Below are 24,928 nucleotides of genomic sequence, written 5' to 3' on the forward strand. Positions count from 1 at the left end.
CTGCCTTACTTTTGATTGGCGTACCTGCGCACGTTGCGACGACTCCACCAATTCAGCCAGAGAGTCGTGCCCATACCCAAGGAAACAATAATGATGACCCAAAACAATGCCTTATCCATTTGACCAGCCTCAACAGCAAAATAAATGGCGACGGGAATTGTATCGGTTTTCCCAGGGATGTAGCCTGCGAGCATCAGCGTAGCACCAAACTCCCCTAAACCACGGGCAAAAGAAAGAACAAAGCCAGCCAACAGGCCAGGCCAAGCCAACGGAAAGGTAACGGTCCAGAATAATCGCCATTCGGAAGCGCCCATCGTGCGTGCCGCATTCTCCAAACGACGATCCACTCCCGTGAAGGCAGCGACTGCACTCTGATACATCAACGGAAAGGAAACGACAATCGAGGCAATAACGGCTCCTGAAAGCGTAAAGACGACGGTAATATTGAACCATTCATGCAGAAGCTGGCCGAGAAAACCGTTTTTTCCGAAAAGCATCAACAAGCCGAAGCCAACAACAGTAGGAGGGAGAACAAGCGGAAGCAAAAAGAAGGACTCCAGCACATTCTTCCCCCAAAAATCCTTTTGTGTCATCCACCTTGCAGAAAGCATCCCAAGGACAAATACAAAGGAGGTGGAGAGCGCAGCTACTTTAAGGGATAGCATCAGAGGAGTAAGATTGGTTTCGATCACGCTTGCCACCTCCAATTCGATTCGGTTGGTTTATTGAAAACCGTACTTCTGTAAGATCGCTTTTCCTTTGTCGCTTGTCAAGTAGGATAGGAAAGCTTTTGCTGCATCTTGGTTCTTCGATGCGCTGACGACCGCACCAGGATAAACGATCGGCTTGTGCCATTCAGGCTTGGCTGTCGCCAATACCTTTACATTTTTCGAAGCTGCGGCATCACTGGAATAGACAATGCCGACTTCGGCGTTACCGGATTCAACGAAGGTCAAAACTTGGCGAACATCGCTGCCAAATACCATTTGTGCCGAAAGAGAATCCCACATTTTCAATGTATCCAATGTTTCTTTTGCATAACGTCCTGCCGGGACTGTCTCAGGCTCACCGACGGCAATATGCTTGATCGCAGCGTTGTTCAGCTCTTCAAAAGAAGAGATAGGGACAGCGCTTGTGTTACCTGCAATGAGAACAAGCGAGTTTTTGGTGAAGTCTTGGCGTGTGTCTTTGGCGATGAGTTGCTGTTCCTCTAGACCGTCCATGTCTTTTTTACTAGCCGACAAAAATACATCAGACGGAGCGCCTTGCGTAATTTGTGTGGCGAGTTTGCCAGAGCCTCCGAAGTTAAAGGTGAGGGTCGTTCCTGGGTGTTCCGTTTCATATTGCGTTTTCAACTCATTCAAAGCATCCGTCAAGCTAGCAGCAGCAGAAATCATCAGTTCTACCTTTGCTGTCTCGGTTTTGGCTGGCTCACTTGCTTGTGGGGCTGTTTGCGTTGTGGAGCAAGCAGTGAGCATCAAGCAAAATGCCGTCAATAAGGCTAACCAGTGCTTCTTCATAAAAATAGACCTCCATAATTATATTTAGTTATAATTAATTATAACTGGACATAACTAGATTATATGGATTCGTAATGAATAATCAATTGCGATTTTACGACACTTGTTTGAAAATAGAGCAAAGGATATAACGGAGGCGGGACATGAGTCAACAAAATTCTTATACCACCGAAGAAATAGCAAAGATTCTACGCATTTCCAAGCTGACAGTCTACGATTTGATTAAAAAAGGCGAGCTGCCCGCATATCGCGTCGGCCGGCAAATGCGCGTCGACGAAAGCGATCTGGAAGCGTACAAGGCGAAGGCAAAAGGAGAATACAGACAAGCATCAGCCGTTAGCATCCCGCAGACAGGACAAACTCAGCACTTGTCACGACATGAGCAGGCTGGTACAGGCCGCAATATCATTATCAGCGGGCAGGATGTGAGCTTGGACCTATTGGCTGGGCATTTGGAGAAAAAGGATGCGGCATACCGACCGCTCCGCTCGTATGTGGGCTCTCTTAACAGCCTCGTGGCGATGTATACGGGTAAGGCTGATATCGTCAGCACGCACTTGTACGATGGGGATACCAACGAATACAATGTCCCATATATTCGTCGGATTTTATGTGGGCATCGTTTTGTTGTTATCAATATGTTGTCACGTTGGGCCGGATTCTACGTCCAGGCTGGCAATCCGAAACAGATCAAGGCATGGAGCGATTTTACGAAGCCGGGCATTCGAATGGTCAATCGGGAAAAAGGGTCCGGTGCACGCACGCTGATTGAAGAACAGTTTCGACTGGCAAAAATAGCGGGAAGTGATGTGATTGGCTATGAACGGGAAGAGTCCAATCACCTGGCAGTCGCAGGGGTAGTAGCACGGCGCGAGGCAGACGTAGGGGTGGGTATTGAAAAGGCAGCTTCACTCGTCGGAGTCGAGTTTGTCCCAACTGTGCGTGAGCGATATGACCTCGTCTTGTTGAAAAATAAGGACAACGAACAACTCATTCAGACCGTTCTTGATGTTCTCGGGTCGCGACCGTTTCAAATGGAATTGGAAGCAGTCGGGGGCTATGACCTTAGCCAAACCGGAAAAATTATGTACGAAACCTGGTAAAGGCTAAAGAAAGCTGCCAATCATTACGATACAATGAGTGGCGGCTTTTTTATTTCACCAGGAAGACCATCGTCAAATAAGGCGTTTTCTCTACAGAATCTCCTGAATTTCTACTCAGTTTGACATATATTTGCTACAATGAAACAAAAACATTTAGAAGCCTGCCGCCGGGCGGTTTATTATATGGGGGCTGTCATGAAATCACTACATAAAACGAGCTTGCTAGTATGTGTGACGATCCTCGTATTTTTTGGCTCAGTTGGGGTCGTTGCGTATTGGCCAGCCATTTCTCAAATCATTGCCATGAATCAATCACCTGGGGAGGAGCAGACGTTCGTCGATCCATTTTCTTATGATCCGCCTCTGCCGTCTTATGTAAAGGATTTGAACCCTGTATATAAGATTCAAGCTGAATTACATACGTCCGAAGCAAAAATAACCGGAAACATGACCTTGGAGTTCGACAACCCGAAAACTCCAGATGTACGGCTGTATATTTACGACTACCTTTGGAACAAAATGACGGTGAAGTCGATTCGCTACAAGGACAAGCCGCTTTCTTTTGAACGTGGTCAATCGCTGGTGAAGATGGCAAATCCTCTCGGTAAGGAGCTTCGTGGCGCTCTAACCATTGAATTCGAGAACCCGGTTCCACGTAGGGGCACACGTTTTGGGGTCAAAGACGATATATGGACGTTGACGACATGGTACCCGATGCTCGGGGCCCAAAATCAAAAAGGTGTTTGGTACGACCCGCCGCAACGCGTTGATTTTGGTGATCCATTCGTTTACCACTATGGAGATTACGATGTGTCGTTTACCTCACCAAAAGGCTACAAATGGGTCAGTTCATGGGGCAGAGGACAAACGAAATCAATCGGTGGCAGTAAGCAGCAAGTCCATTATCAAGCAAAAAATCTGTTGAACTTTGGACTGGTGGGAAGTCCGCTTTATCACATTGAAACGATTCAATTTTCTCCGAATTTAACGGTTGACATTGCTTCCGTTGATAAAGGAAACATAGAAAGAATCAAGAACATTGCTCAATCGGTATTTCCTACTTTCATCGATATGTACGGGCCGTTGCCGTATCCGTACGTGGCGATTGCAGAAACAAGTACAGGAACGACGTACGCCATGGAATACGCGAATCTCGCCGTATTCAAAAGAGACATGCATTACAACAATCTGATCGACCATTGGCTGCCGCATGAGGTAGGGCATCTTTGGTGGTACAACAGTGTGGCTACATTGGAATCCTCGCATGGGTGGCTTGATGAGGGGCTGGTGGAGCTCGGCGTGTCTCATTACTTGCAGAAGCGTTATGGTGCCCAATCAGCTACGACTTTGTTAGATGAGTACAACCGGGATGTCAAACGTTTGCAAGAGCGTTATCCAAATGGAAAGCTGGACAAGCCATTGCAGAAGTTCGCCACCGAAGAAGAGTTTAAGCTGACCTGGTATTCCCGGGGAGCACTCTTGTTTGACAATCTCCGCCGCAAAATCGGTGATGATGCCTATAAGCGATTCTTGCAGCGCGTCCAGCAAAATTATCATGGTAGTGTCATTGGTGCAGAGCATCTCGATCAGGCGCTTGGGCAAACTTTGCAAGGGGAAGCGAAATATTTCACCCTGTATACCAACAGTACAAATAAGAATGGCTTTGGTGCAGTGCAATTGGAGCCCTATATCACAACGATCATTAATAACATGAGCTTTTATCCTTCGATCCCAGCTCGGGTCACCCAAAATACGGTGTATATTCCGTTGCGTGAGCTCGGTGAGAAAATGGGATTGGCGATTAGCTGGGACGACAAGAAACAAATGATCCGCGTAAAAGGAAATGGGCGCGAAGTATTTATAAAGGAACGGGAGCGCTTTGCTGACGTAGATGGGAAGCGAATAGATTTAGGCAGCCCGTTAATCGAAATCAAAGAACGTACGATGGTTCCACTATCCTTTTTTGAAAAAGCATTGGGATATGAGACAGCGTACAATCAACAGCAAAAAACGGTGAAGATCAATACATACCGAACGATTGGAAAGGCGGCAGAAACAAAATGAAAAACCTGGTGTTAGTCGGATTTATGGGAACAGGAAAAACCACGGTTGGTGCCGCACTCGCTACCTGTTTGGGAATGAAGCATACAGACTTGGATGATGCGATTGTGGAAAGGGAAGGCCGCAGCATTCCAGAGATCTTCACGGATCATGGAGAAGTGTATTTCCGAGACGTCGAGACGAAATGTCTTGCGCAATTACTGGCAGTAGGATCTCAGGTCGTAACAACTGGGGGAGGAGCTGTATTACGGAAACAAAACGTAGAGATGATGATGGAGCAAGGCATCGTAATCGCGCTGCATGCCACGGAAGAGGAGCTCATCAAGCGTTTGGAAAAGGATACAGGACGGCCCTTATTGGCAGGAGGAGTAGCGACAAGGGTAAAGACCTTAATGGCAGAGCGCGCAAGTGTATACGATTTTGCTCCGATTCAGGTGGATACGACAGGTAAGAGCCTTTCCGATATTGTGATGGAAATTACGAACCAAGTGGTTGAAAGAACGCAGGACGGGGAACAATAGAGGGGACAGCGCTTGCGCCGCGGTGTTGAATCCGCGAGTAAGAAGGAGGTCAAGTGCGATGTCCTTTCAGGAATATTTAAAGTACCTGACGAAACTGTTTGTCCAGTACATGGATACCCCAAAAGATGAACGCCGTTTGCGTAAGACTCCACGCGAGTCCTGGTCATCACGCTGGTTTGGTGCCATTCCCATGTCCATTCGACTGTTGTGGCGCAAATAAAATTCGTAAACCTATGAACGAAGACGGAGGGTGCATATGGCGAGAATAGCGGTAGAAAATTCCCTGTCTGAAGTGTGCAAGATGCTGCGTCAAAATGGTTACGAAGTTGTTGATTTAGGCAACTGGCAGCAGGTGGTAGATGCGATTGTCATTACTGGACAGGATATCAACGTTCTGGGTAATCAAAACAAAACGATTACAGGAGCTCCCGTTATTAATGCAGAGGGAATGACGGTCAATGAAATTTTTCATGCCGTTCATGAACGTCTCTCTCCTACAGAACATCGGTGAATAGAAAACGTAAAAAAACAAGCTCTCCAACCGGTTATTCGGCAGGAGAGCTTGTTTCATTTACGAAAAATCGTCCGACGCGATGGGCATACGAATAGGGGACAAAGCGCAGGCCCTCATCCCATACGCCTACATAAGCATTTTGGTCATTCCATAAATGCAGGGACCCCACGACAAAGGGTGCCAAAACCTGTGACTGATGAATCGGGACGGCTAATGTTACTGGCGAGGTATAATCTTGCTGCCACAATTGGTTCCAGGACACATCTGCGTTCGTTTTACTCATTTGGCTGACCCACCCGATATGATCAAAAGGATCAGCCTCGGCTGCGCTTAAAATTCTCATTTGAGTCAGGCGTTGTCCATTTTGTATGAGCTGCTCTCCTGCAAAAGCACCGATGGCGGGCTCACTAATTTGAAAGGAAGTGGGATACATTTCTCCCGTTTTGGCATTGACCATTTGGGTATCTGACTTCTGGGTGATCAGCCAGTAGGAAGCAAACCCGTCATAAACTGGCTCTGCCGCGATTTCTTTCGGAGCAAAAGCGTCATCGAACAAGATGTACTCCCCGACACCGTATTCCAGCAGAACAAATTTCTCATGGGAAGTAGAATCAGGTGCTTCTCCTATCACCAAATACCCTACTTGCTTGTCCGCTTTTTTTATACTTACCAGCCATTGATGCTGCCCCGCACCAAGTGTTTGCACGTCTGTTTTTGCGTCCTGCCATTGCTTGAATTGAGGGTCTCGGCTTGCGATTGCATCCATCCATTCTCGAATTTGTGCTTGGAATTGCTGGTCCCAGCTTGCTTCGTCTTGCGCAAAAGCTGGTAAGGAAAGCAGCATCAGAGACAAAAGAGCAGCGATTACAGGAAGAAATCGTCTGGTCACAACTATGCACCACCTTTTGTAAAGGCTTAACCTATTCCTATTGTAACCAGCTATGACAAAAAGATTTGTTGCAACGTGTCTTTTCTGTTTCACATTTTCTCGTTGATCTTTTACATGATTCGCCCTGATGCGGGGAGATGTCGCATGCTTTTTGCTTTCGATGACCGCATTAGTGGAGGAACGGAAGATAAATAGAACAAGCCACCGTTGATGAACGAAACCTCGATCCGCGGCTCGTATTGCCATGCCAGCTCGTCTTTTCGGCGTTGTCTCTCCTCATCTGGCGTGCTTTTTTTCCATTCTGCCTGATGAATCTCTTCACGTGGAGTTGTTTGGATTCCATTTGCACGCAAAAAGTCGAGGATTCGTCCGCCAGAAGTCCGGTATTCGTCAAAAGATAGGGGCTGTTCGACAGAAGGTGGTCCAGCTGAATCAGGTTCGGGGTGCAGGGCTTCTCGCTCGAGTAACGACTGGGCTTCCGGCTGTTCTGATTCTTCTTCGGTTTCGTTTGCGTTTGTCTGCTCATTTTCTGGTTCGCGCCGTGCCAGCTCTTCATAATACGCTTCCAAGATGGCCATTTCTTCGCTCAGACGTGTACGCGCTTCCTCTGCCCATTGCTGATCTTCTTGTTCCAGTGTATGCTCGACTTCCTGTTGTGCTATTTGGAGGGCTTCCTGTATGGTTACCTTTCGATCCAACGTGTAATAGTAATCGGGGATCGCAGGGGTCAAGGAAAGTGAAAATAAAAACGAAGTGAAATCCGTCACTATCCGTGGCTGATGCAAATTTATCCCCAGGTACAATAAAATGTCACGTCGCTTGTCACAAAGCAGAGATACCTTCAAGTTCATCCCGAGCCAAGGTACGAGAGGGGTTGACCGACGTTTGCCGGCATTGCCCAAGAGGCCCCCTTGTTGCTCGTACATACAGACAAAGCTGCCATGCTTTTTGGCTGAAGCGAAAATTTGTTGCATGCGTGCAGCTCCTAGATGCAGATGCTCGGATCGCAAACCTTCAGGCATGCATTCCGGATGAAAACTAAAGGTGAGCACCAATGGCTGATAAGCCAAATTCATCTTATCCACCCAGCTCCAGTAAAAAGGACGATTGCCGATATCTTTGTCCACCTCGACAGGAAGTTTGACGGTGAAATAATCCGGGTGAGACTCAACGATATGGGCAGAAAAAGTCGCCAAATAGCGCTCGACAAATTGTCTGACCTGTTGTTGCTGCATCAGGAGACCTCATTTCTTTTTCGTTTCCAACAAGAGTTATTGGTCAGCCGCCTCAGAAAGTGGAACAGCGTCTTTTGTTATTTTGCTTGCCCGAATCGCGTGTCCAATGTTATCGAGCTTCAACGCCATTTCTTTGGAGGAGCGGGAATCCATAATGATTTGAATCAGATTGTCTTCCAAGGAGTGACTTAAATTCAGGCGTTCCACAATATCATCGAGTTCGCCGATGACCATTTCAAATAGGTCGATTTTTTCATACAGCAGCTTGAGAATATGCTCTTCGATCGTTCCGGTTGTCGATAAATTGTAAATGTGTACATCCCTTTTTTGTCCGAGACGATGGACGCGACCGATTCGTTGCTCCACTCGCATGGGATTCCAAGGCATGTCGTAATTGATCACCTGATTGCAGAACTGCAAATTGATGCCTTCGCCGCCTGCTTCCGTAGCGATCAGGACTTGTGCACGATTTTGGAAAAGATCAGTCATCCAGTCCTTTTTGCTGCGTTTAAAGCCACCGCGGAAGGGGACGGAAGTAATGCCGTGGTCGTGCAAATACTTTTGCAGATAGTTTTGAGTTGCTCGGTACTCTGTAAAAATGATCACTTTATCGTTGATTTGTTGAATGAGCTCAACGGTTTTGGCAGCCTTGGAATGCGTTTCAATTTGTTTGATCAACTCGACTAGCTCAAGAATTTGTGCGCGTAAAGGAGAGTCCTCGCCCGTCCGCTGGTGCATGTTATACAGCGTCATGAACGCAGCTTCCTTACTGGAGCAGACCTCACGCTGCAAGGTGATCAGAGCGAGCGAGTTGAAGCCGCCCATCCCAAATCCTGTTCGGTATTGCTCACGGACAAAGTGGGTCACACCTTCGTACAAGGTCATTTCCTCAGGGGAAAGGTCAATCGGAATCGACTGAACGCGGCGACTGGTGAATTGAATACCGCCATCACTTCGTTTGTTGCGAATCATGACCTTTTCAATTTCTTCCCGCAATTTCTCGCTGTTTTTGGATTGGCGTTTGCCCTCTACGTAATTGGTAGAGAAGGTGGAAGTATGGCCGAGGTGACCTGGTTTTAACAAATTGATGAGGTTGTACAGCTCGTCCATCTCGTTTTGAATAGGAGTTGCGGTAAGGAGCAAGCAATATTTTTTGCGGATTTCTTTGACGAACTGATAGTTTCGTGTCCGTTTATTTTTGAGTTTATGGGCCTCGTCGATGATGAGCATGTCGTAATCGATGTCGAGGACGTGACGCCTGTGAGGATCTCGTTTTGCTGTGTCTATGGATGCGACCACGACTTCGTGTTGCCGCCACATATATTCTTTTTTTTGCGCGACTGCTGCAATGCCGAATTTTTGATGAAGCTCTTTTGTCCATTGAATCACGAGAGAGGCTGGAACCAGAACGAGAATTTTTTTAGCCAAGCCGCGAACCATATATTCCTTCATGATCAAGCCTGCTTCGATCGTCTTTCCCAGACCGACCTCATCAGCGAGAATGGCTCGGCCGCGCATCTCTAATAGGACACGTTTCGCTGTTTCCAACTGGTGAGGAAAAGGCGACAAGAGTGGAAGATATTTCAGACATTGCAGCTGGTCAAATTCGCTAACAGCCATCGCTTCCTCGGCTTCCAATGAGAGCTTGAACAGCTCCCACTTATCCCAGGGTCCATCTTCTTGCATACGTTCTGTAAGCGGTTTGATCCAACTCGTATCAAATGAAATAGGAACATTCGGCATATAAGATACTCCTTTACATAGCTCTGCCATAACTTTCATGATTAACATTAAAAAACTGAACGTTTATCTATTGTCAATGTGTTTTGTTAAGTTTTTCTGAATCTGACTGTTAATTTGTATATTTTCAACTTTGGTCTCTCATGGTAGGATAAAGAGGTAGTACATCCATTAGTATGGAAATGATAGCAAAAACTTATGTATGACCATGAAACAACCGCGAATGAAGGTAGTAGGGAGAGACTGCTTGAACGTTTGGCAGCGCCGAAGGAGCAAGCCGGTAACGGTGAATCTCTCAGGCAAAAGTACCTCTACTGGACGCAACTCTGGAGAGAGCTCACACGAGCCACCAAAGGGGAAACTTGCAAGTGGGGAAAGTAATTCCCATGTGATTCGCAAGGTAACTCTCAGGTACCAAGGACAGAGGAGGAGAAATGGGCGCCATTATTTTGGTGTACCCGTTTTTCCCCCTCTGTTTTGTTTTGGTCGATAAGACTCCTATCGACATAAGTGCAACTAAGGCCTCGCCAAAGGCTCAGCGAAGCCAAGTTTTCTAAGATCTTATTGTTCACAGGAGGTGCCACATGTCCAATTTGAAACGTACGCCACTATTTGATTCTTATGCAAAGTATGGCGCGAAAACCATCGACTTCGGTGGTTGGGATCTGCCAGTGCAGTTTACAAGCATTGGTCAAGAGCATGAAGCCGTTCGGACAAAAGCTGGTCTATTTGATGTTTCCCATATGGGAGAAGTGGACGTAAAAGGGGAAAACGCTCTTTCTTATCTCCAGCGTGTGACTACGAATGACGTGTCCAAGCTGGCAGTCGGGCAGGCGCAGTACAGTGTGCTTTGCTACCCAGATGGGGGGACGGTAGACGATCTGCTTGTTTACAAATATGCAGATGATCATTACCTGCTCGTCATCAACGCGGGGAATATCGACAAAGACTATGCGTGGCTAGAAGAACATCTGATTCCAGGCGTAACGATTGAGAATATTTCGCCACAAACAGCACAAATCGCGATTCAAGGTCCTTTGGCAGAATCCATTCTGCAAAAGCTGACGACTACAGACTTGTCTCAAATCGGCTTTTTCCGTTTTGAGCGTGATGTGCAAGTGAGCGGTATTCCGGGTTTGGTCTCCCGCACTGGCTATACTGGCGAAGATGGCTTCGAGATTTATTTGGATGCCGATCGTGCAGCAGAGCTGTGGGACATCTTGCTGGATGCGGGAAAAGAAGAAGGTCTTTTGCCGTGCGGTCTCGGTGCGCGCGATACGCTTCGTTTTGAAGCCAAGCTGCCACTGTACGGACAAGAGCTCAGCAAAGACATCACTCCGATCGAAGCGGGCATTGGCTTTGCTGTCAAGGTAGACAAAGAAGTGCCGTTCATCGGTCAAGAAGTGCTGAAGGCACAAAAAGAAAACGGTGCTCCCCGCAAGCTGGTAGGGATCGAAATGATCGACCGTGGGATTCCGCGCACGCATTACCCCGTCTATGTGGGGGAAGAGCTCATTGGCGAAGTGACGACGGGAACACAATCTCCAACCTTGAAGAAGAACGTCGGTCTCGCTCTCGTAAAAACCGAGCATGCCGCGTTAGGTACACAAGTAGAAGTAGAAATTCGCGGAAAACGTCTGAAAGCAGAAGTCGTTGCCGCTCCATTTTATAAACGCCCAAAAAACTAAGCGATACACCACATACATCCTTTTAGAGGAGGACAACGTCCGTGAAATACCGCTACCTGCCCCAAACTGATCAGGACAAGCGCGAAATGCTGGAAACCCTCGGCATTTCGAGTATAGAAGAATTGTTTGCTGATATTCCGGAAGAAGTACGTTTCAAAGGTGCTTTGAATATTCCAGAAGCACTTTCCGAGCCAGATTTGGTGAAGTATTTTACACGCCTCGCAAATAAAAACGTAAACTTCAGCACGCATGTTAACTTTCTGGGTGCGGGTGTTTATCAACATTACACGCCGAGCACAGTCAATCACATGCTGCTCCGCGGGGAATTCTTTACTGCTTATACACCTTATCAGCCAGAAATCAGCCAAGGTGAGCTGCAAGCTATTTTTGAGTTCCAAACGATGGTATGTGAGCTGACTGGCATGGAGGTAGCTAACTCCTCGATGTATGACGGCGCGACTTCTTTGGCAGAGGCAGCGATGATGGCTGCAGGTCACACTGGCAAAAAGCGCGTAATCGTTTCCCGCGCTGTACATCCGGAAGCGCGTGGTGTTTTGAAAACATATGCGTATGGACAAAACGTTGAGCTGGTTGAAGTAGGTATCAACAGCGATGGCGTTACAGATACAGCGGCTTTGGAAGCGCTTGTTGATGAAAACACAGCAGCGGTCATCGTGCAGTATCCGAACTTCTTCGGAAATGTAGAGGACTTGGGAGCGATTGAACCTATTGCGCACGGAAAAGGCGCACTGTTGATCACATCCTCCAATCCGCTTGCTCTGGGTGTATTGGAGGCGCCGGGCAAATTGGGCGCAGATATCGTAGTTGGCGACATGCAGCCATTCGGTATTCCAGCATCCTTTGGCGGACCACATTGCGGATATTTTGCTACCACAACCAAACTGATGCGCAAAATGCCAGGTCGTATCGTCGGTCAAACGAAGGACGAAAATGGCAAACGTGGCTTCGTATTGACGTTGCAAGCGCGTGAACAACATATCCGTCGTGAAAAAGCGACTTCCAATATCTGCTCGAACCAAGCGCTGCTCGCATTGGCTGCTTCCATTGCCATGACAGCACTCGGCAAGCAGGGTGTACAAGAAATGGCGATGATGAACCTGCAAAAAGCTCATTACGCCAAAAATGCCCTGGAAGCAAAAGGCTTGGAGATCGTATTCACTTCTCCATTCTTCAACGAGTTTGTCGTGAAGCTGAACAAACCAGTTGCAGAAGTGAACAAAGGTCTGTTGGCTGCTGGAATGATCGGGGGTTATGATCTCGGTCTCGACTATCCAGAGTTTGCGAATCATACCTTGCTTGCAGTAACCGAGCTACGTACCAAAGAAGAAATCGACACATTGGCGGCTGAATTGGAGGCGATCACACGTGCGTAACGACCAGGAGAAAGCACTGATCTTTGAAATGAGCAAACCAGGCCGTGTGGGCTACAATTTGCCGGCATTGGATGTTCCAGAAGTAGAAGTAGCAAGCCTTTTGCCAAAGCACCTCATACGCGAAACGCCGGCTGAGCTGCCAGAAGTATCTGAGCTGCAATTGGTTCGTCACTATACCGAACTGTCTCGTCGCAACCACGGGGTAGACAATGGGTTCTATCCGCTTGGTTCCTGCACGATGAAATACAACCCAAAAATCAACGAAGATGTTGCTCGTTACGCAGGCTTCGCGCAGACACATCCGTACCAACCGGAAGAAACCGTACAGGGCGCATTGGAGCTGTTGTACAACCTGCAAGAAGAACTGGGTGAAATTACAGGCATGGACGCAGTTACCCTGCAACCAGCGGCTGGTGCTGCGGGTGAGTGGACAGGTCTGATGATGATCCGTGCCTACCACGAGAGCCGAGGGGAAGGACATCGTACCAAAGTAATCGTGCCGAACTCCGCACATGGTACGAATCCGGCATCTGCTGCTGTAGCTGGTTTGGATACTGTAACCATCGCATCTGACGAGCGTGGTTTGGTTGACATTCAAGCGTTGCGTGATGCAGTAGGACCTGACACGGCTGCTTTGATGCTGACGAACCCGAACACACTCGGATTGTTTGAAGAAGATATTGTGGAAATGGCGAAAATCGTTCATGAAGCTGGCGGCCTCTTGTATTACGATGGTGCGAATGCGAACGCGATTTTGGGAATTGCCCGTCCGGGAGACATGGGCTTCGACGTGGTGCATCTGAACTTGCACAAAACGTTTACAGGGCCTCACGGCGGTGGTGGTCCAGGTGCAGGTCCGGTCGGCGTGAAAAAAATTCTCGAGCCATTCCTGCCTACACCAATCGTAGCGAAAAAGGAAGACGGAAGCTTCTACTGGGACAGCAATCGTCCGGCTTCCATCGGTCGCGTAAAAGGCTACAACGGAAACTTCGGTATTCTCGTTCGTGCGTACAGCTACATCCGTACCATGGGTCCAGAAGGCTTGCTGCAAGTTTCTCAAAATGCGGTGCTCTCCGCCAACTACATGATGCGTCGTCTGGCAACGGCTTATCATCTGCCATTTGATCGCGTCTGCAAGCATGAGTTCGTCCTGTCTGGTGTAATCCAGAAGAAGCTGGGCGTACGCACGCTCGACATTGCAAAACGCTTGCTCGACTTCGGCTATCACCCGCCAACGATCTACTTCCCATTGATCGTCGACGAGTGCCTCATGATCGAACCGACCGAAACCGAGACAAAAGAAACGCTCGATGAGTTCATCGACGTGATGCTGCAAATCGCCCGCGAGTGCGAGGAAACACCAGAAATCGTTCAGGAAGCTCCTCATACTACTGTAGTCAAACGTTTGGATGAAGCGACAGCGGCAAGAAAGCCAATCCTGCGTTATCAACCGCAAGCATAATTCTAGATTCCAGAAAAGTCGCCTGTTGTTACGGGCGGCTTTTCTTTCGGATTGGTGCTATCATGAGGGAAGAAGAGGCAGGGGAGGGTTCGAGCCGAATGAAGAAAAGGATTGTGTTTACCGGTGGTGGTTCGGCAGGACATGTCACTGTGAATCTTGCACTCATCCCCCACTTTATCAAGCTGGGTTGGGAAGTCGCCTACATTGGTTCTGCGACAGGGATCGAACGAGAGCTGGTCGCCAGCCATCCGGATGTCCGCTATGTTGGCATTTCTTCAGGAAAACTGCGACGTTACTTTGATTGGAAAAACATGAGTGACCCGCTGCGAGTCCTCAAAGGCATTTGGCAAGCTTCTCGCTTTCTCGGCAAGTGGAAGCCGGATGTGATTTTTTCCAAAGGGGGCTTCGTCTCCGTGCCAGTCGTATTTGGGGGGTGGCTAAACCGTCTTCCTGTTGTTATCCATGAATCCGATCTGACACCCGGTCTCGCAAACAAGCTGGCGGTCCCTTTTTCCAGCAAGGTGTGCGTAACATTTCCAGATACGCTTTCGAAAGTGCCGAAAAACAAAGGGATTCACGTAGGTGCAGTTGTGCGAGATGAGCTGAAGCAGGGGAGAAGAGAAGCGGGCCTGGTATCCTGCTCCTTTTCTGCAAAGAAACCTGTCCTGCTTGTCATGGGTGGAAGTTTGGGAGCACGAAGAATAAACGAGGCAGTACGCCATTCGCTTACTGCTTTGCTTGAGCATTTTTCAATTGTACATATTTGTGGCAAAAATCAAGTAGATGAAACGATTCAGGTGGCAGGCTACAAGCAATTCGAGTATGTCCAGGAGGAATTACCCAATTTGTTGGCGATGGCTGATCTTGTCGTGTCACGAGCAGGCTCCAATGCGATTTATGAGTTTTTAGCCCTGCAAAAGCCAATGCTTTTGATACCGTTGTCCCGTGCAGCAAGTCGGGGCGATCAGATTTTAAATGCACAGTCCTTTGAAAGGCAGGGCTTATGTCATGTTCTGCTGGAAGAAGAGCTAACGGATGATCGCTTTTTTCAAGCGGTGAATGACTTGCAAAAGAGCAGGGAGTCCCTCTTGCGGCGAATGCGCGAAGAGAATGAGAAGAAAACAGATGCATTGGCGCAGGTCTTGGCCATTTTGCAGGAAACAGCCCGCGCAAAATAGCCCATCAAAAGCTTGCCGTCCTTCATGCCAGAAGCGTACAATGAAGGCGTTGTGAATGAGGAGGTACATAGATGGAACAGTGGCGCTATATCGTGACGGAAGCAATGTCACCCGCGATGAATATGGCAGTAGATGAAGCAATTTTGCAGTTGCACAGTGAGGGCAAGGTTCCCCCGACCGTTCGTTTTTACACGTGGGACCCGGCGACACTGTCAATTGGTTATTTCCAGAAGGCCATCAAGGAAATCAACCTGGAGGAAGTTCAAAATAGAGGACTGGGCTTTGTTCGCAGAGCGACAGGAGGGCGTGCTGTTCTCCACGATCAGGAGCTGACATACAGTGTCATCGTATCCGAAGACCATCCGAAAATGCCTTCGAGTGTGACGGAAGCCTACAAAATCATCAGTCTGGGACTGCTGCACGGATTCCAAAACCTTGGACTCTCGGCGGAAATGGTCTCCTTGGCAAGTGAAGAGGAGAAGGAAAAGTACAATTCGCCAGGATCATCCGCCTGCTTCGATTCGCCCTCTTGGTATGAGCTCGTGGTAGAGGGGAAAAAAGTAGCGGGCAGCGCTCAGACCAGACAAAAGGGTGTTATTCTTCAGCACGGCTCTATTCTGCTTGATATGGACGTAGATTTGCTATTCTCGCTCTTGCATTTCCCATCGGAGCGGGTAAAACAACGGATGATCGATAGTTTCCGACAAAAAGCAGTGACGATCAACGAAGTAAGCCCTCGGCCAATCAGTCTCCAAGAATCCATCGAGGCGTTCTCGAAAGGCTTTGCATCCGGATTGGAAGTGGAGCTGATCCCTTCAAAGCTTACCGATGAAGAACTCGCGTTGGCAGAAGAACTCGTTAAGACGCGCTATGCCACAGACGAATGGAATCTGCGTCGTTAAACCATAAAGAAAAGCTCTCTCGGATGTATATGCTGCATACCGGGAGAGCTTTTTTTCATTACACGAGTACACTTGTGTTGATATGCTGTTCAAACAAATCTTGTAGCGTAAGAACGACTGGTCCCGGCTTTCCGTTGCCCACAGCAACGCCATCTACCGAGATGAGCGGCATGATTTCCGCGGTCGTGCTGGTGAGGAATACTTCATCGGCTTGCTTCAAGAAAGCAATGTCGAATGCTTCTTCATGAACAGTGATGCCATTGTCCCGAGCCAAATCAATGACCACTTGGCGGGTAATTCCGTGCAGGATCAGATTGTCAGCTTGATGCGTATACAGCTTGCCATTTTTCACGACGAACAAATTGGAAGAGCTGCACTCTGTGATAACGCCGTTACGGTGCAAAATCGATTCTTGGGCACCTGCATCCTTTGCGTATTGTTTGACAAGAACAGCCCCTAGCAGATTGAGTGTTTTAATATCGCAACGCAGCCAGCGGATATCTTCGATGAGTTGAGCGGACCAGCCTTTTTTCATATCGGCGACAGGGCGGTCCTTGCGACGGACAAAGCCCATGATCACAGGCTTGATACCAGACGGAATATCGTGTACACGCGGAGAGGTGCCACGAGATACTTGCAAGTAAAGGCTGGCGTCATCATTTTCCGTGATGTTGTTTTTGGACATGAGCTGATTCGCTAAGTCTGTCAGCTCTTCTTCGCTCCAAGGAAGCTCCATTTTTATTTCTTTGGCACTTCGAAACAAACGGGTAAGATGTCCATCCCATTGATACATGCGCCCCTTATAAATGCGTACTACCTCATATATGCCATCCCCAAAGTTATAACCGCGGTCTTCTGGATGAACTGCGACTTGTCCTTCTTCTACCCATTTGCCATCTACATAGAGCATGGTACTTCCCCCTCAAGATTCCAATCCGTTTCTTTCAAACGGTATTTTGTTGATTCCACCTTAGCAAAAGGCAAGGACATCGGTCAATTTGAAAGTCGCCTTTTCTTTATCAATAATTTTACGGAGTAAAGCCCCTTTCTATTAAGAATTCATATGGAAGGGAGTCACGCGAAATATCGACGTTTTGGGCAAAAGAAAGCGAAAGCTGTCCAGGGATGGCGCAGGATGAAGTTATTTGACTAACTATTCTGACTAGACTCAGTTTGTCGTAACCGCCCATAATAAATGCAAAGAGCGAAGGAAAGGGAGAATGCCATGCGATCCGTCCGTCATTATGCGCTATGTGCCTTGCTTGTCTGTGGAACGATATTGCCGTTACCTTTCCTTTCACATCGTGCTCATGCCGTGGAAGCTCAAGATTGGATCGATAGTGAACGCTTGTACAGCCATGTCGAGCAACTGGCGAGAACGGCCCGTCCACCTGCTACTGAAACGGAATTTGCTGCAGCTGTCTATGTGGAAAATACACTTCGATCTTACGGGTACAAGACTAAGCTCGATCCGTTTTCTTATTATACGTACCGAAAGCCTACTACTCTATCACTGACGATAGAAGAATGGCCGGGTCAAAACTGGACAGTGAGCGGATTTACTTTTGGGATCAATGGAACCGCGACAGCAGAAGTAGTGAATGCAGGCTTGGGAAGAGCGGTTGATTTTGCGAATGAGGCATCCCGGGGGAAGATTGCCTTGGTCAAGCGAGGTGAGATTCCGTTCGGAGAAAAAGTTCGCCAAGCAGCGGCTGCTGGAGCCGTTGCTCTTATCATCTGGAATGATCGAGAGGAAGGGTGGAATGCTTCACTGGGCGAACCCTTGGATATCGCTGTTCCTGTAATTGCTTTGTCCAAGGCGGATGGCACGAGGCTCCAAAAACGCATCATGGACAAGCGACCCGTAAAGGGAACCGTCAAGGTAGAAGGAGCCGCAACCATTAAGCAAACTTCGTATAATATCGTGGCAAGTCGAAAGCCCAATCAAAACGACACCGGTCAGGTCGTCCTGGTATCTGCTCACCATGATTCCGCTGGATTATCAGTTGGGGCAAATGACAATGGCTCCGGTGTAGCGGCCTTGCTAGAGATAGCGCGTAATATGGCTGACAAGCCGATTGATACGGAAGTGAGGTTCGTAAGCTTTGGCGCGGTTACATCGGGAAGCAGAGGCCCGATAGCTTATGCGAATGCCTTATCAGCCAAGGACCGACAAGCCATGATAGCAGCCTTCTATGTCGATGGGGTGGGGAGTCAAAAGGCAGAGCTCGTTGCTACCAATTCACTGGGCAACGAAAATTTGCCTATCCAACTGCTGAGAGCAGCGGGGGTGTCTCCTCCTGATAAGGATGGGACGCGTGAACGAAACGGTGCCGCGGGCTTTTTGGTAGCCGCAGGCATTCCTACGGCACTTTTGACGAGTGCAGGGACGGTACAGGCAACAGATGACTCCTTGGCGCAATTGGATTGGGAACAAATCGCCACGGCGACGAAAGCGGTACTTTTAGCGATTCACAAAATTACGGATCAAACAACGCCAGCTTATCCGATGGGTTCTCCAAATGGTGGACAGCTGAGAGCGGAAAGTGAGGCTTTACAGTAAGCGTCTCCTTCGGGGGACGTTTTTCGTTTGTGGTAAAATGAGGGGAAGCAACCATATAGAGGAGGACTACGTGACGATGAGTCCATTAAATATTTTGGTGTTTATCCTTGTACTTTTAGTACTGATTGGTATATTGAATGCGATCCTATAATGCGAAAAAAAAGTGGCCAAGATTTGTCTTGACCACAGGAGCTACGAGTATACCATCAGGTCAATTCTGATGCTTCCAAACGTACCAGCCCATTAAGAACATGCCGCAATAGGTCGCTGCGCTGGCGATTGCAGACATACTCCACGGAACAAGGAGTGTAAGGAGAGCGAATACAAATACGGTAAGCAGCATGACGACAATCAGTGGCTGCATTTGTAGATGTTGACGTGTCACAATGGGATGTGTCAGCGAGTAGAGTAGGGCTGCGACAATGACTCCACCATGTACAAGTGAGAGGATAGCGAGAAGCCAATCGCCACCGGTCATCATTTGAACCATAATTTGTTTGATAGGCAGTACAGAGGCGTGGGCATCGTGCCAGTGGGCAAGAAGGATAGCTTGACCTAACATTGTGAACAAAAGGAAGATTCCAGCTCCGATGATGGCCCCCGTTCGAACAGTTCGCTCGTGGGACGCACGTACTGCAAGAGGTAGAGTCGTAGCCAAGCTGATAAGAAAATGCAAGGCAAGGAAAAATACGGCGTGAATCAGCCAGTTCACATTCAATTGATAACCTAAGCTTGGCATTGGGACATGGGATTGTGCACTGAAAATCAATCCGAATAATAATAAACCGATGGATAGAGATATGGCTGTTGCAGTGACAATCCATCTCCAACGATTTATGATAAAGAAGATGGCTACAATGGTCAAAAGGATGAACCATAGAGGAGAGAGCTCCTCCAAAAGGAAATCCGCCTGTTGGCCAAGCATGACTCCTGTATAGCCCAATAGCAGAATGTGGGTGATGACAGATAGGCTGGAAGCGAATGCTTCGCCACACAATACGTAGTACAGCTCGTAGAGGGAGCCAATTTGCTTGCGATGGCAAAAGGTCAACAACTGGACGCCGAACCAGCCGAGGCCAAGAGCCGCAAGTGCTATGCCGATTGTCCCCCAGGAACCGAAATAAGTAAAAAAGCGTAGCCACTCATATCCACCCAAGTAGAATCCGCCTAACGCAGACCCTGCAAAAAGCACGGCGATATGCCAAGCGACTTTGTCCATAGGCATCATCCTCACTTGCAACTTGGTACAAGTGTATGAGACAAACAGGTCTGTTCAGAACAGATGATATTAAATAAACATAAATGTTTACAAAATATACTTATTGGAATATAATGATGATCATACCAGTATTTAGATTATTGATGGGGTGAAACCATGAAAATTGTAGGAATAGCCGGAAGCATGAATGCCAATTCTACGACAAAACAAGCGGTTCATATTGTACTCGAAGCAGCGAAGGCTGCAGGTGCCGATGTTGAAATGATTCATCTCGCGGACTGGAAGCTGCCGCTGTATGATGATCGTGATGATACCAGTACGTACCCTGAAATTGTCCATCAATTTGTCAAAGCGGTTTCTGAAGCGGATGGACTTGTGATCGGTTCGCCTGAATACCATGGCACAATGACAGGTGCTTTGAAAAATGCCATTGACTTCCTGGAAGGGCGCATTTTGCGTGATAAGCAGGTTGCCATCATTGGCGTAGCTGGGGGAAGCATGGGTGCTACGAACACGGTCAACACGTTGCAGTTAATCATGCGCAATCTGCATGCATGGCCGTTGCCATCTAGTCCTTCCATCCCGAGTGCTTACAATGCCTTTACACCAGAAGGCAAGCTAAAGGATGAGCGTCTGCAAGCGCGCATGGAGCAGTTGGGTCAACAACTCGTCCAATATGTCCAAATGATGAACCAAACACCAGAAAAACAGCTGCGATAGGTACTTTTCTCTTGCAAATGCTTCTCATTACACGGTATCATATTTCTACGTGCCTTTTTTGGCTAGATGAAATAACGGTTTGGAAATGAGGGGTTCACAATGCCGCCGACGCCGAGTATGGAAGACTATTTGGAACGCATTTACAACTTAATTGAAGAAAAGGGCTATGCTCGTGTCTCCGATATTGCTGAAGCGTTGGAAGTACATCCCTCTTCGGTCACGAAAATGGTTCAGAAGCTAGACAAAGACAAGTATCTCGTTTATGAAAAATACCGTGGGCTTGTCTTGACTCCAAAAGGGAAGAAAATCGGAAAACGCCTAGTGGATCGTCACAGTCTTCTGGAAGAATTTATGCGGATCATTGGCTTGGATGAAGAGCATATTTATCAGGATGTGGAAGGAATCGAGCACCATCTGAGCTGGGAATCGATTACATGCCTGGAGTATCTGGTTCAGTACTTCGAGGCAGATCCAAAACGTATAGAAGAGCTTCGTAACATTCGTTTGTTAGATGAGCAAAAAGAGGAATAGTCTATATCGTTATCGTATTATAGCGCAAGCCGACCAGGCTTGCGTTTTTCTTTGTGGTAACGGAAAAGCTGTCGTCTTATACATGGAAATGGGGAGGAATTTTAGGGAGGGGAAACAAGGTGAAAGCGGATGCGGTCTTTGAAGGTGGCGGCGTAAAAGGAATCGCTTTTATCGGTGCCTTGCGAGTCATGGAGGAGAATGGATACACATGGGAAAGGCTCGCTGGTACCTCGGCAGGCTCTATTGTTGCAGCTTTGCTCGGCGCAGGCTATTCCAGCCATGAATTGAAACCGATCTTTGAAGAGCTGGATTACCTTCACTTTCTCAAGCGCTCAGGACTGGGCAGGCTCCCTCTCATCGGACCAATCTATGAGCTAGTCGTGCGGGAAGGGATTTATCGAGCAGATCGAATCGAGTTGTTCATAGAGGAGTTGTTACTACGAAAAGGAGTACGAACATTCGGAGATCTTCCTCCTGGCAAGCTGAAAGTTGTCGCATCTGATGTCACGGACGGAAAAATGCTTATATTACCCGACGATTTGGCACGGTATGGTGTGGAACCCGATCATTTTCCAGTGGCACGGGCCGTTCGTATGTCTTCCTCGATTCCATTCTTTTTTCAGCCTGCAAAGCTGACAAGTGCTGGACATGTGCACTACATCGTCGATGGTGCTTTATTGAGCAATTACCCCGTGTGGTTATTTGATGTACCGGGGACTCCCCGGTGGCCGACGATTGGTTTTCGCCTGAGTGATGATCAGGACAAGAGAGAAGCGACTAGCATCAAGGGTCTTTTTTCCTTCTCTCGGGGATTGCTGGCGACCATGCTTGATGCCCATGACCGTCTGTTTGTGGAAAAGGCAAAAGCCGTTCGGACGATTTTCATTCATACATTAGGGGTGAGGACTACTCAGTTTCAACTGTCAAAAGAAATGCGGCAACAATTGTTTGAGTCAGGGGAGGCAGCCGCTCACAAATTTTTGGCACAATGGGATTTTGAAGATTACGTCAAGGTGTTTCGCAATAGCTCTCCGAAAATGCTGGTCTAATAAAAAAACAGGTCGCCATTTCAGGCAACCTGTTTTTGTTTTTAGTGAGAGATATTATTTTGCGATTTTTCGTCTTGTTTCTCTTTTGGCTTCCCTTTGCTGCCTTCGATCACACGAAACGGATGATCCTTTCGCGGGGTAGTCGACTGCTTTTTCACTGCTTGCCGAGCAATGGAGGGCTTTGGCTTCACCTTGACCTTTGGTTGTCTAGGTTTGCCCGCCCCAGCGCCTAGTGAAAAGAAGGAGCCAGTTTGTAAATAGTTGCGCACGACCAAGAAAAGTACAACGGATAATCCCAAGATGATAATCGTACTGACAGGATCTTGGATGAGTGTTATCAAAAATCCGTAAATCGCCAATACGATCACTATCATAATCACTGGTGGAATACGGCGTAACATAGGGCTTCACCTCTATGGGAATAAAAATGCCTCACGTTATCCGGTCGTAACCATTCTTTCCTGCACGTGCTTCTGATCAAGCTCCCGCATCTTTTGGAAGGAAGCGATGGCTACCTCGACTTGGCTGTCATCTGGTTCACGAGTCGTGATCTTTTGCAACCACAATCCTGGATAACCAAGGTAACGTAGGACTGGTACATCACGGAGCTTGTTTGTCCACTGCAAAACCTCATAAGAGACGCCGATTACCAGTGGCAAAAGAACAATGCGCTGTACGACCCTCTCCGTCAGGGAGTCATAACTGAACAGTGAGTAAATCACGACACCGACAAACACTGAGAAAATGAGAAAACTGCTCCCACAACGATAATGCAGAGCGGAAAATTTTTGTACATTCGCTACTGTTAATTCTACCCCGGATTCGAATGCGTTAATCACTTTATGCTCGGCTCCGTGGTATTGAAAGAGCCTTTTAATCAACGGCGCTTGTGCAATCGCTGTAATGTAGCCGAGGAGGAGCAAGATTTTAAATCCGCCTTCAGCCAACGTTTGTGGAACGCCATCCGGTACCCATTTTCCGAGTAAAAAGTCTGCCAGGAAAACGGGAACGAGTGTAAATACGAATTTCCCGAACAGGAAGGAAAGTACCCCGACAACAGCAACACCTAAAATCATGGTGAGCTTCGATGGACTTTCAGAAACCTCTTCTCCAGACTCTATACTGTATTGTTCAGAGGCGAAGTTGAGATGTTTGGCCCCATTGGCGCTGGCTTCGACCAAACCAACAATCCCACGCAAAAACGGAATTTTTTTCAGCGTAGTAATCCATTTATATTCCGATCTTGGGGATTCAAAATACTCAATTTCATGATTTTTTTTGCGAACAGCCGTAACAGTCATGGTTTTGCCACCGAACATAACACCTTCGATGACGGCCTGACCGCCGTAGCTAGGTACGTTTTGTTGCGCCAATACTATCACCATCCTTACCACTATATTAACGGAAATGGCGACTTGAAGCTACAAGGAGTTCGTATTTTTCCAACAAATGTAAAGCGAAAGTGAAAAGCTTAGAGGAAGAGCATACTAGAGAACAGAGGTGATGGAAATGGAAATAAGCAAAACAGGGCGGAAGCACAAGCAAGCGCGCGTATCCCATACAGAAGAAGGCAGGCAAGGGAGTAAAAGAATCTCCACTTCGAAGATTTTGGAGGTCGCCTTCTGGGGAACGATTATTTGGGGGTTTGTTCGTTTGATGGCTCACTTTTTGAACATGACTCCATATGGAGTTGGAGCCTTTGCACGTCCCTTTATCCGCATCGAGGACGAAAATACGTTTGCGAGCGTGTGCTTTGGCGGTATCGTGTTGTTCGTGGAAACAGCCGTTGCTTCATTTGTGTTCAGCTTGCTTTTTAGCCGGATCCGTGCGTGGTGGTTGGGACTCGTATACGGGGCAGTCATGTTTGTGATAGCGGGTTTCTTCTTCCATATTAAAAATTGGGAGGTGGCCACTTTAAGTACGGAAGCCGCTTGGTATTTGACGTTTGGCTTGTTCATTGGGATGACCATCATACTCGAGCAATCAGACGAGAATCATACATGGAATGAGTCCACAAGGTAGGAGGATTTCTCCATTCCTTGTCAAAATGGATGTAACAATATTCGAAATGTTGTATAGATGAATGCCCACTATGGAACCAGGACGGCTTGTGGTAAAATGTTTCATTAGTAAAAAAACTTTTTTCGAAGACTGTAAAATATGGGGGAGGAATGGTCGATGACTTCCGTCTTGTTACTGAATGGGCCCAATCTGAATTTATTGGGGACAAGAGAGCCGGATGTTTACGGAAGGGAAACGCTGGAGGATGTGGTGACAATCCTGACGGGTGTCATGGATGAGTTGGGCGGAAAGCTTGAGCATCTCCAATCGAATCATGAAGGTGTCCTCATCGACGCGATTCATCAGGCGAGAGGTGTCCATGACGGCATCTTGATCAATCCAGGGGCATTCACACATTACAGCTATGCGATCCGAGACGCATTGGCCAGTGTGGCTCTGCCAACGATTGAAGTACATATTTCCAATATTCATGCACGGGAACCATTTCGCCATCACTCCGTCATCGCTCCTATCGCGATTGGACAAGTTGTCGGATTGGGGATCGATGGATATGAATGGGCACTAAGGGCGCTCGTCCGTAAAATCGAAAAAAAATAATAGCATTCAAAAAGGGGAAA

Annotated in this window: 25 protein-coding genes and 2 riboswitches; of the genes, 16 read left to right on the forward strand and 9 right to left on the reverse strand. The window is 47.7% G+C overall.

Annotated features, from left to right (window positions below; translation table 11 throughout):
- Positions 1 to 5: 5 nt before the first annotated feature.
- Both modB and modA read right to left on the reverse strand, forming a co-directional pair.
- Complete coding sequence (gene modB, locus HP568_RS05370) at positions 6 to 692, reverse strand: molybdate ABC transporter permease subunit (RefSeq protein WP_048032498.1); 687 nt, start codon at positions 690 to 692, stop codon at positions 6 to 8.
- Positions 693 to 722: 30 nt separating this feature from the next.
- Positions 723 to 1,520: a molybdate ABC transporter substrate-binding protein gene (gene modA, locus HP568_RS05375; protein ID WP_048032499.1), complete on the reverse strand. Its 798-nt coding sequence runs from the start codon at positions 1,518 to 1,520 to the stop codon at positions 723 to 725.
- A gap of 143 nt (positions 1,521 to 1,663) precedes the next feature.
- On the opposite strand from modA, the gene HP568_RS05380 reads away from it, so the two are divergent.
- From HP568_RS05380 to HP568_RS05400, 5 genes are all read left to right on the forward strand, one after another.
- Positions 1,664 to 2,623 (forward strand): helix-turn-helix transcriptional regulator, encoded by a 960-nt coding sequence (locus HP568_RS05380; protein WP_173628537.1) that lies wholly within the window; start codon positions 1,664 to 1,666, stop codon positions 2,621 to 2,623.
- A 195-nt stretch (positions 2,624 to 2,818) separates the two neighbouring features.
- Entirely contained in the window at positions 2,819 to 4,687 is a 1,869-nt protein-coding gene (locus HP568_RS05385) for a stalk domain-containing protein (protein ID WP_173628538.1), read from the forward strand.
- On the forward strand, positions 4,684 to 5,205 hold the full coding sequence (locus tag HP568_RS05390; RefSeq protein WP_048032502.1) for a shikimate kinase: 522 nt from the start codon (positions 4,684 to 4,686) through the stop codon (positions 5,203 to 5,205). The genes HP568_RS05385 and HP568_RS05390 overlap by 4 nt, the downstream gene beginning before the upstream one ends.
- Before the next feature lie 58 nt (positions 5,206 to 5,263).
- Positions 5,264 to 5,425 (forward strand): YqzE family protein, encoded by a 162-nt coding sequence (locus tag HP568_RS05395; protein WP_007725773.1) that lies wholly within the window; start codon positions 5,264 to 5,266, stop codon positions 5,423 to 5,425.
- Positions 5,426 to 5,461: 36 nt separating this feature from the next.
- The gene (locus HP568_RS05400) at positions 5,462 to 5,716 is read left to right on the forward strand and encodes a YkuS family protein (RefSeq protein ID WP_173628539.1); all 255 of its coding nucleotides are present in this window, start codon (positions 5,462 to 5,464) and stop codon (positions 5,714 to 5,716) included.
- Positions 5,717 to 5,750: 34 nt separating this feature from the next.
- Here the strand turns inward: HP568_RS05400 and HP568_RS05405 are convergent, their stop codons facing one another.
- From HP568_RS05405 to HP568_RS05415, 3 genes are all read right to left on the reverse strand, one after another.
- Entirely contained in the window at positions 5,751 to 6,608 is an 858-nt protein-coding gene (locus HP568_RS05405) for a hypothetical protein (RefSeq protein WP_173628540.1), read from the reverse strand.
- Between the two features lie 110 nt (positions 6,609 to 6,718).
- On the reverse strand, positions 6,719 to 7,843 hold the full coding sequence (locus HP568_RS05410; RefSeq protein WP_173628541.1) for a YqhG family protein: 1,125 nt from the start codon (positions 7,841 to 7,843) through the stop codon (positions 6,719 to 6,721).
- Between the two features lie 36 nt (positions 7,844 to 7,879).
- Positions 7,880 to 9,586, reverse strand: coding sequence for a DEAD/DEAH box helicase (locus HP568_RS05415; protein WP_173628542.1), 1,707 nt, complete (start codon positions 9,584 to 9,586; stop codon positions 7,880 to 7,882).
- A 221-nt stretch (positions 9,587 to 9,807) separates the two neighbouring features.
- Positions 9,808 to 9,903, forward strand: a riboswitch (glycine riboswitch).
- A gap of 1 nt (position 9,904) precedes the next feature.
- Positions 9,905 to 10,017: riboswitch (glycine riboswitch) on the forward strand.
- Between the two features lie 150 nt (positions 10,018 to 10,167).
- Here HP568_RS05415 and gcvT point away from each other — a divergent pair.
- From gcvT to HP568_RS05440, 5 genes are all read left to right on the forward strand, one after another.
- Entirely contained in the window at positions 10,168 to 11,271 is a 1,104-nt protein-coding gene (gene gcvT / locus HP568_RS05420; RefSeq protein WP_173628543.1) for a glycine cleavage system aminomethyltransferase GcvT, read from the forward strand.
- Positions 11,272 to 11,312: 41 nt separating this feature from the next.
- A complete protein-coding gene (gene gcvPA, locus HP568_RS05425; RefSeq protein WP_048032509.1) occupies positions 11,313 to 12,665 on the forward strand; it encodes an aminomethyl-transferring glycine dehydrogenase subunit GcvPA in 1,353 nt (450 codons plus the stop codon).
- On the forward strand, positions 12,658 to 14,127 hold the full coding sequence (gcvPB, locus tag HP568_RS05430) for an aminomethyl-transferring glycine dehydrogenase subunit GcvPB (RefSeq protein WP_048032510.1): 1,470 nt from the start codon (positions 12,658 to 12,660) through the stop codon (positions 14,125 to 14,127). Before gcvPA ends, gcvPB begins: the two co-directional genes overlap by 8 nt.
- Before the next feature lie 98 nt (positions 14,128 to 14,225).
- Positions 14,226 to 15,305: an undecaprenyldiphospho-muramoylpentapeptide beta-N-acetylglucosaminyltransferase gene (locus HP568_RS05435; RefSeq protein ID WP_173628544.1), complete on the forward strand. Its 1,080-nt coding sequence runs from the start codon at positions 14,226 to 14,228 to the stop codon at positions 15,303 to 15,305.
- Positions 15,306 to 15,376: 71 nt separating this feature from the next.
- Positions 15,377 to 16,207: a lipoate--protein ligase family protein gene (locus tag HP568_RS05440; protein ID WP_048032512.1), complete on the forward strand. Its 831-nt coding sequence runs from the start codon at positions 15,377 to 15,379 to the stop codon at positions 16,205 to 16,207.
- A gap of 58 nt (positions 16,208 to 16,265) precedes the next feature.
- On the opposite strand, the gene dat is transcribed toward HP568_RS05440, so the two are convergent.
- The gene (gene dat, locus HP568_RS05445; RefSeq protein ID WP_173628545.1) at positions 16,266 to 17,117 is read right to left on the reverse strand and encodes a D-amino-acid transaminase; all 852 of its coding nucleotides are present in this window, start codon (positions 17,115 to 17,117) and stop codon (positions 16,266 to 16,268) included.
- 315 nt (positions 17,118 to 17,432) lie between these two features.
- Here dat and HP568_RS05450 point away from each other — a divergent pair, with 315 nt between their 5' ends.
- Positions 17,433 to 18,770 (forward strand): M28 family peptidase, encoded by a 1,338-nt coding sequence (locus tag HP568_RS05450; protein WP_173628546.1) that lies wholly within the window; start codon positions 17,433 to 17,435, stop codon positions 18,768 to 18,770.
- Between the two features lie 211 nt (positions 18,771 to 18,981).
- On the opposite strand, the gene HP568_RS05455 is transcribed toward HP568_RS05450, so the two are convergent.
- Positions 18,982 to 19,989 carry a hypothetical protein gene (locus tag HP568_RS05455; protein WP_173628547.1) on the reverse strand — a complete coding sequence of 336 codons (1,008 nt, stop codon included), beginning with the start codon at positions 19,987 to 19,989 and terminating at the stop codon, positions 18,982 to 18,984.
- Between the two features lie 156 nt (positions 19,990 to 20,145).
- Between HP568_RS05455 and HP568_RS05460 the strand changes: the two genes are divergently transcribed.
- From HP568_RS05460 to HP568_RS05470, 3 genes are all read left to right on the forward strand, one after another.
- A complete protein-coding gene (locus HP568_RS05460) occupies positions 20,146 to 20,709 on the forward strand; it encodes an NADPH-dependent FMN reductase (protein ID WP_056493928.1) in 564 nt (187 codons plus the stop codon).
- 99 nt (positions 20,710 to 20,808) lie between these two features.
- Complete coding sequence (gene mntR, locus HP568_RS05465; protein ID WP_017247979.1) at positions 20,809 to 21,240, forward strand: transcriptional regulator MntR; 432 nt, start codon at positions 20,809 to 20,811, stop codon at positions 21,238 to 21,240.
- A gap of 119 nt (positions 21,241 to 21,359) precedes the next feature.
- Positions 21,360 to 22,289: a patatin-like phospholipase family protein gene (locus tag HP568_RS05470; RefSeq protein ID WP_173628548.1), complete on the forward strand. Its 930-nt coding sequence runs from the start codon at positions 21,360 to 21,362 to the stop codon at positions 22,287 to 22,289.
- Between the two features lie 41 nt (positions 22,290 to 22,330).
- Here HP568_RS05470 and HP568_RS05475 read toward each other — a convergent pair whose 3' ends face one another.
- Positions 22,331 to 22,690: a hypothetical protein gene (locus HP568_RS05475; protein WP_173628549.1), complete on the reverse strand. Its 360-nt coding sequence runs from the start codon at positions 22,688 to 22,690 to the stop codon at positions 22,331 to 22,333.
- Between the two features lie 36 nt (positions 22,691 to 22,726).
- On the reverse strand, positions 22,727 to 23,674 hold the full coding sequence (locus tag HP568_RS05480; protein WP_048032519.1) for a DUF1385 domain-containing protein: 948 nt from the start codon (positions 23,672 to 23,674) through the stop codon (positions 22,727 to 22,729).
- A 124-nt stretch (positions 23,675 to 23,798) separates the two neighbouring features.
- On the opposite strand from HP568_RS05480, the gene HP568_RS05485 reads away from it, so the two are divergent.
- Together HP568_RS05485 and aroQ are read left to right on the forward strand one after the other, a co-directional pair.
- Positions 23,799 to 24,311: a YqhR family membrane protein gene (locus HP568_RS05485; protein WP_173628550.1), complete on the forward strand. Its 513-nt coding sequence runs from the start codon at positions 23,799 to 23,801 to the stop codon at positions 24,309 to 24,311.
- 156 nt (positions 24,312 to 24,467) lie between these two features.
- Entirely contained in the window at positions 24,468 to 24,908 is a 441-nt protein-coding gene (gene aroQ, locus HP568_RS05490) for a type II 3-dehydroquinate dehydratase (protein WP_007725740.1), read from the forward strand.
- The last annotated feature ends 20 nt before the right edge of the window (positions 24,909 to 24,928 follow it).

This window comes from Brevibacillus sp. MS2.2 (assembly GCF_013284345.1).
GTDB lineage: Bacteria > Bacillota > Bacilli > Brevibacillales > Brevibacillaceae > Brevibacillus > Brevibacillus brevis_C.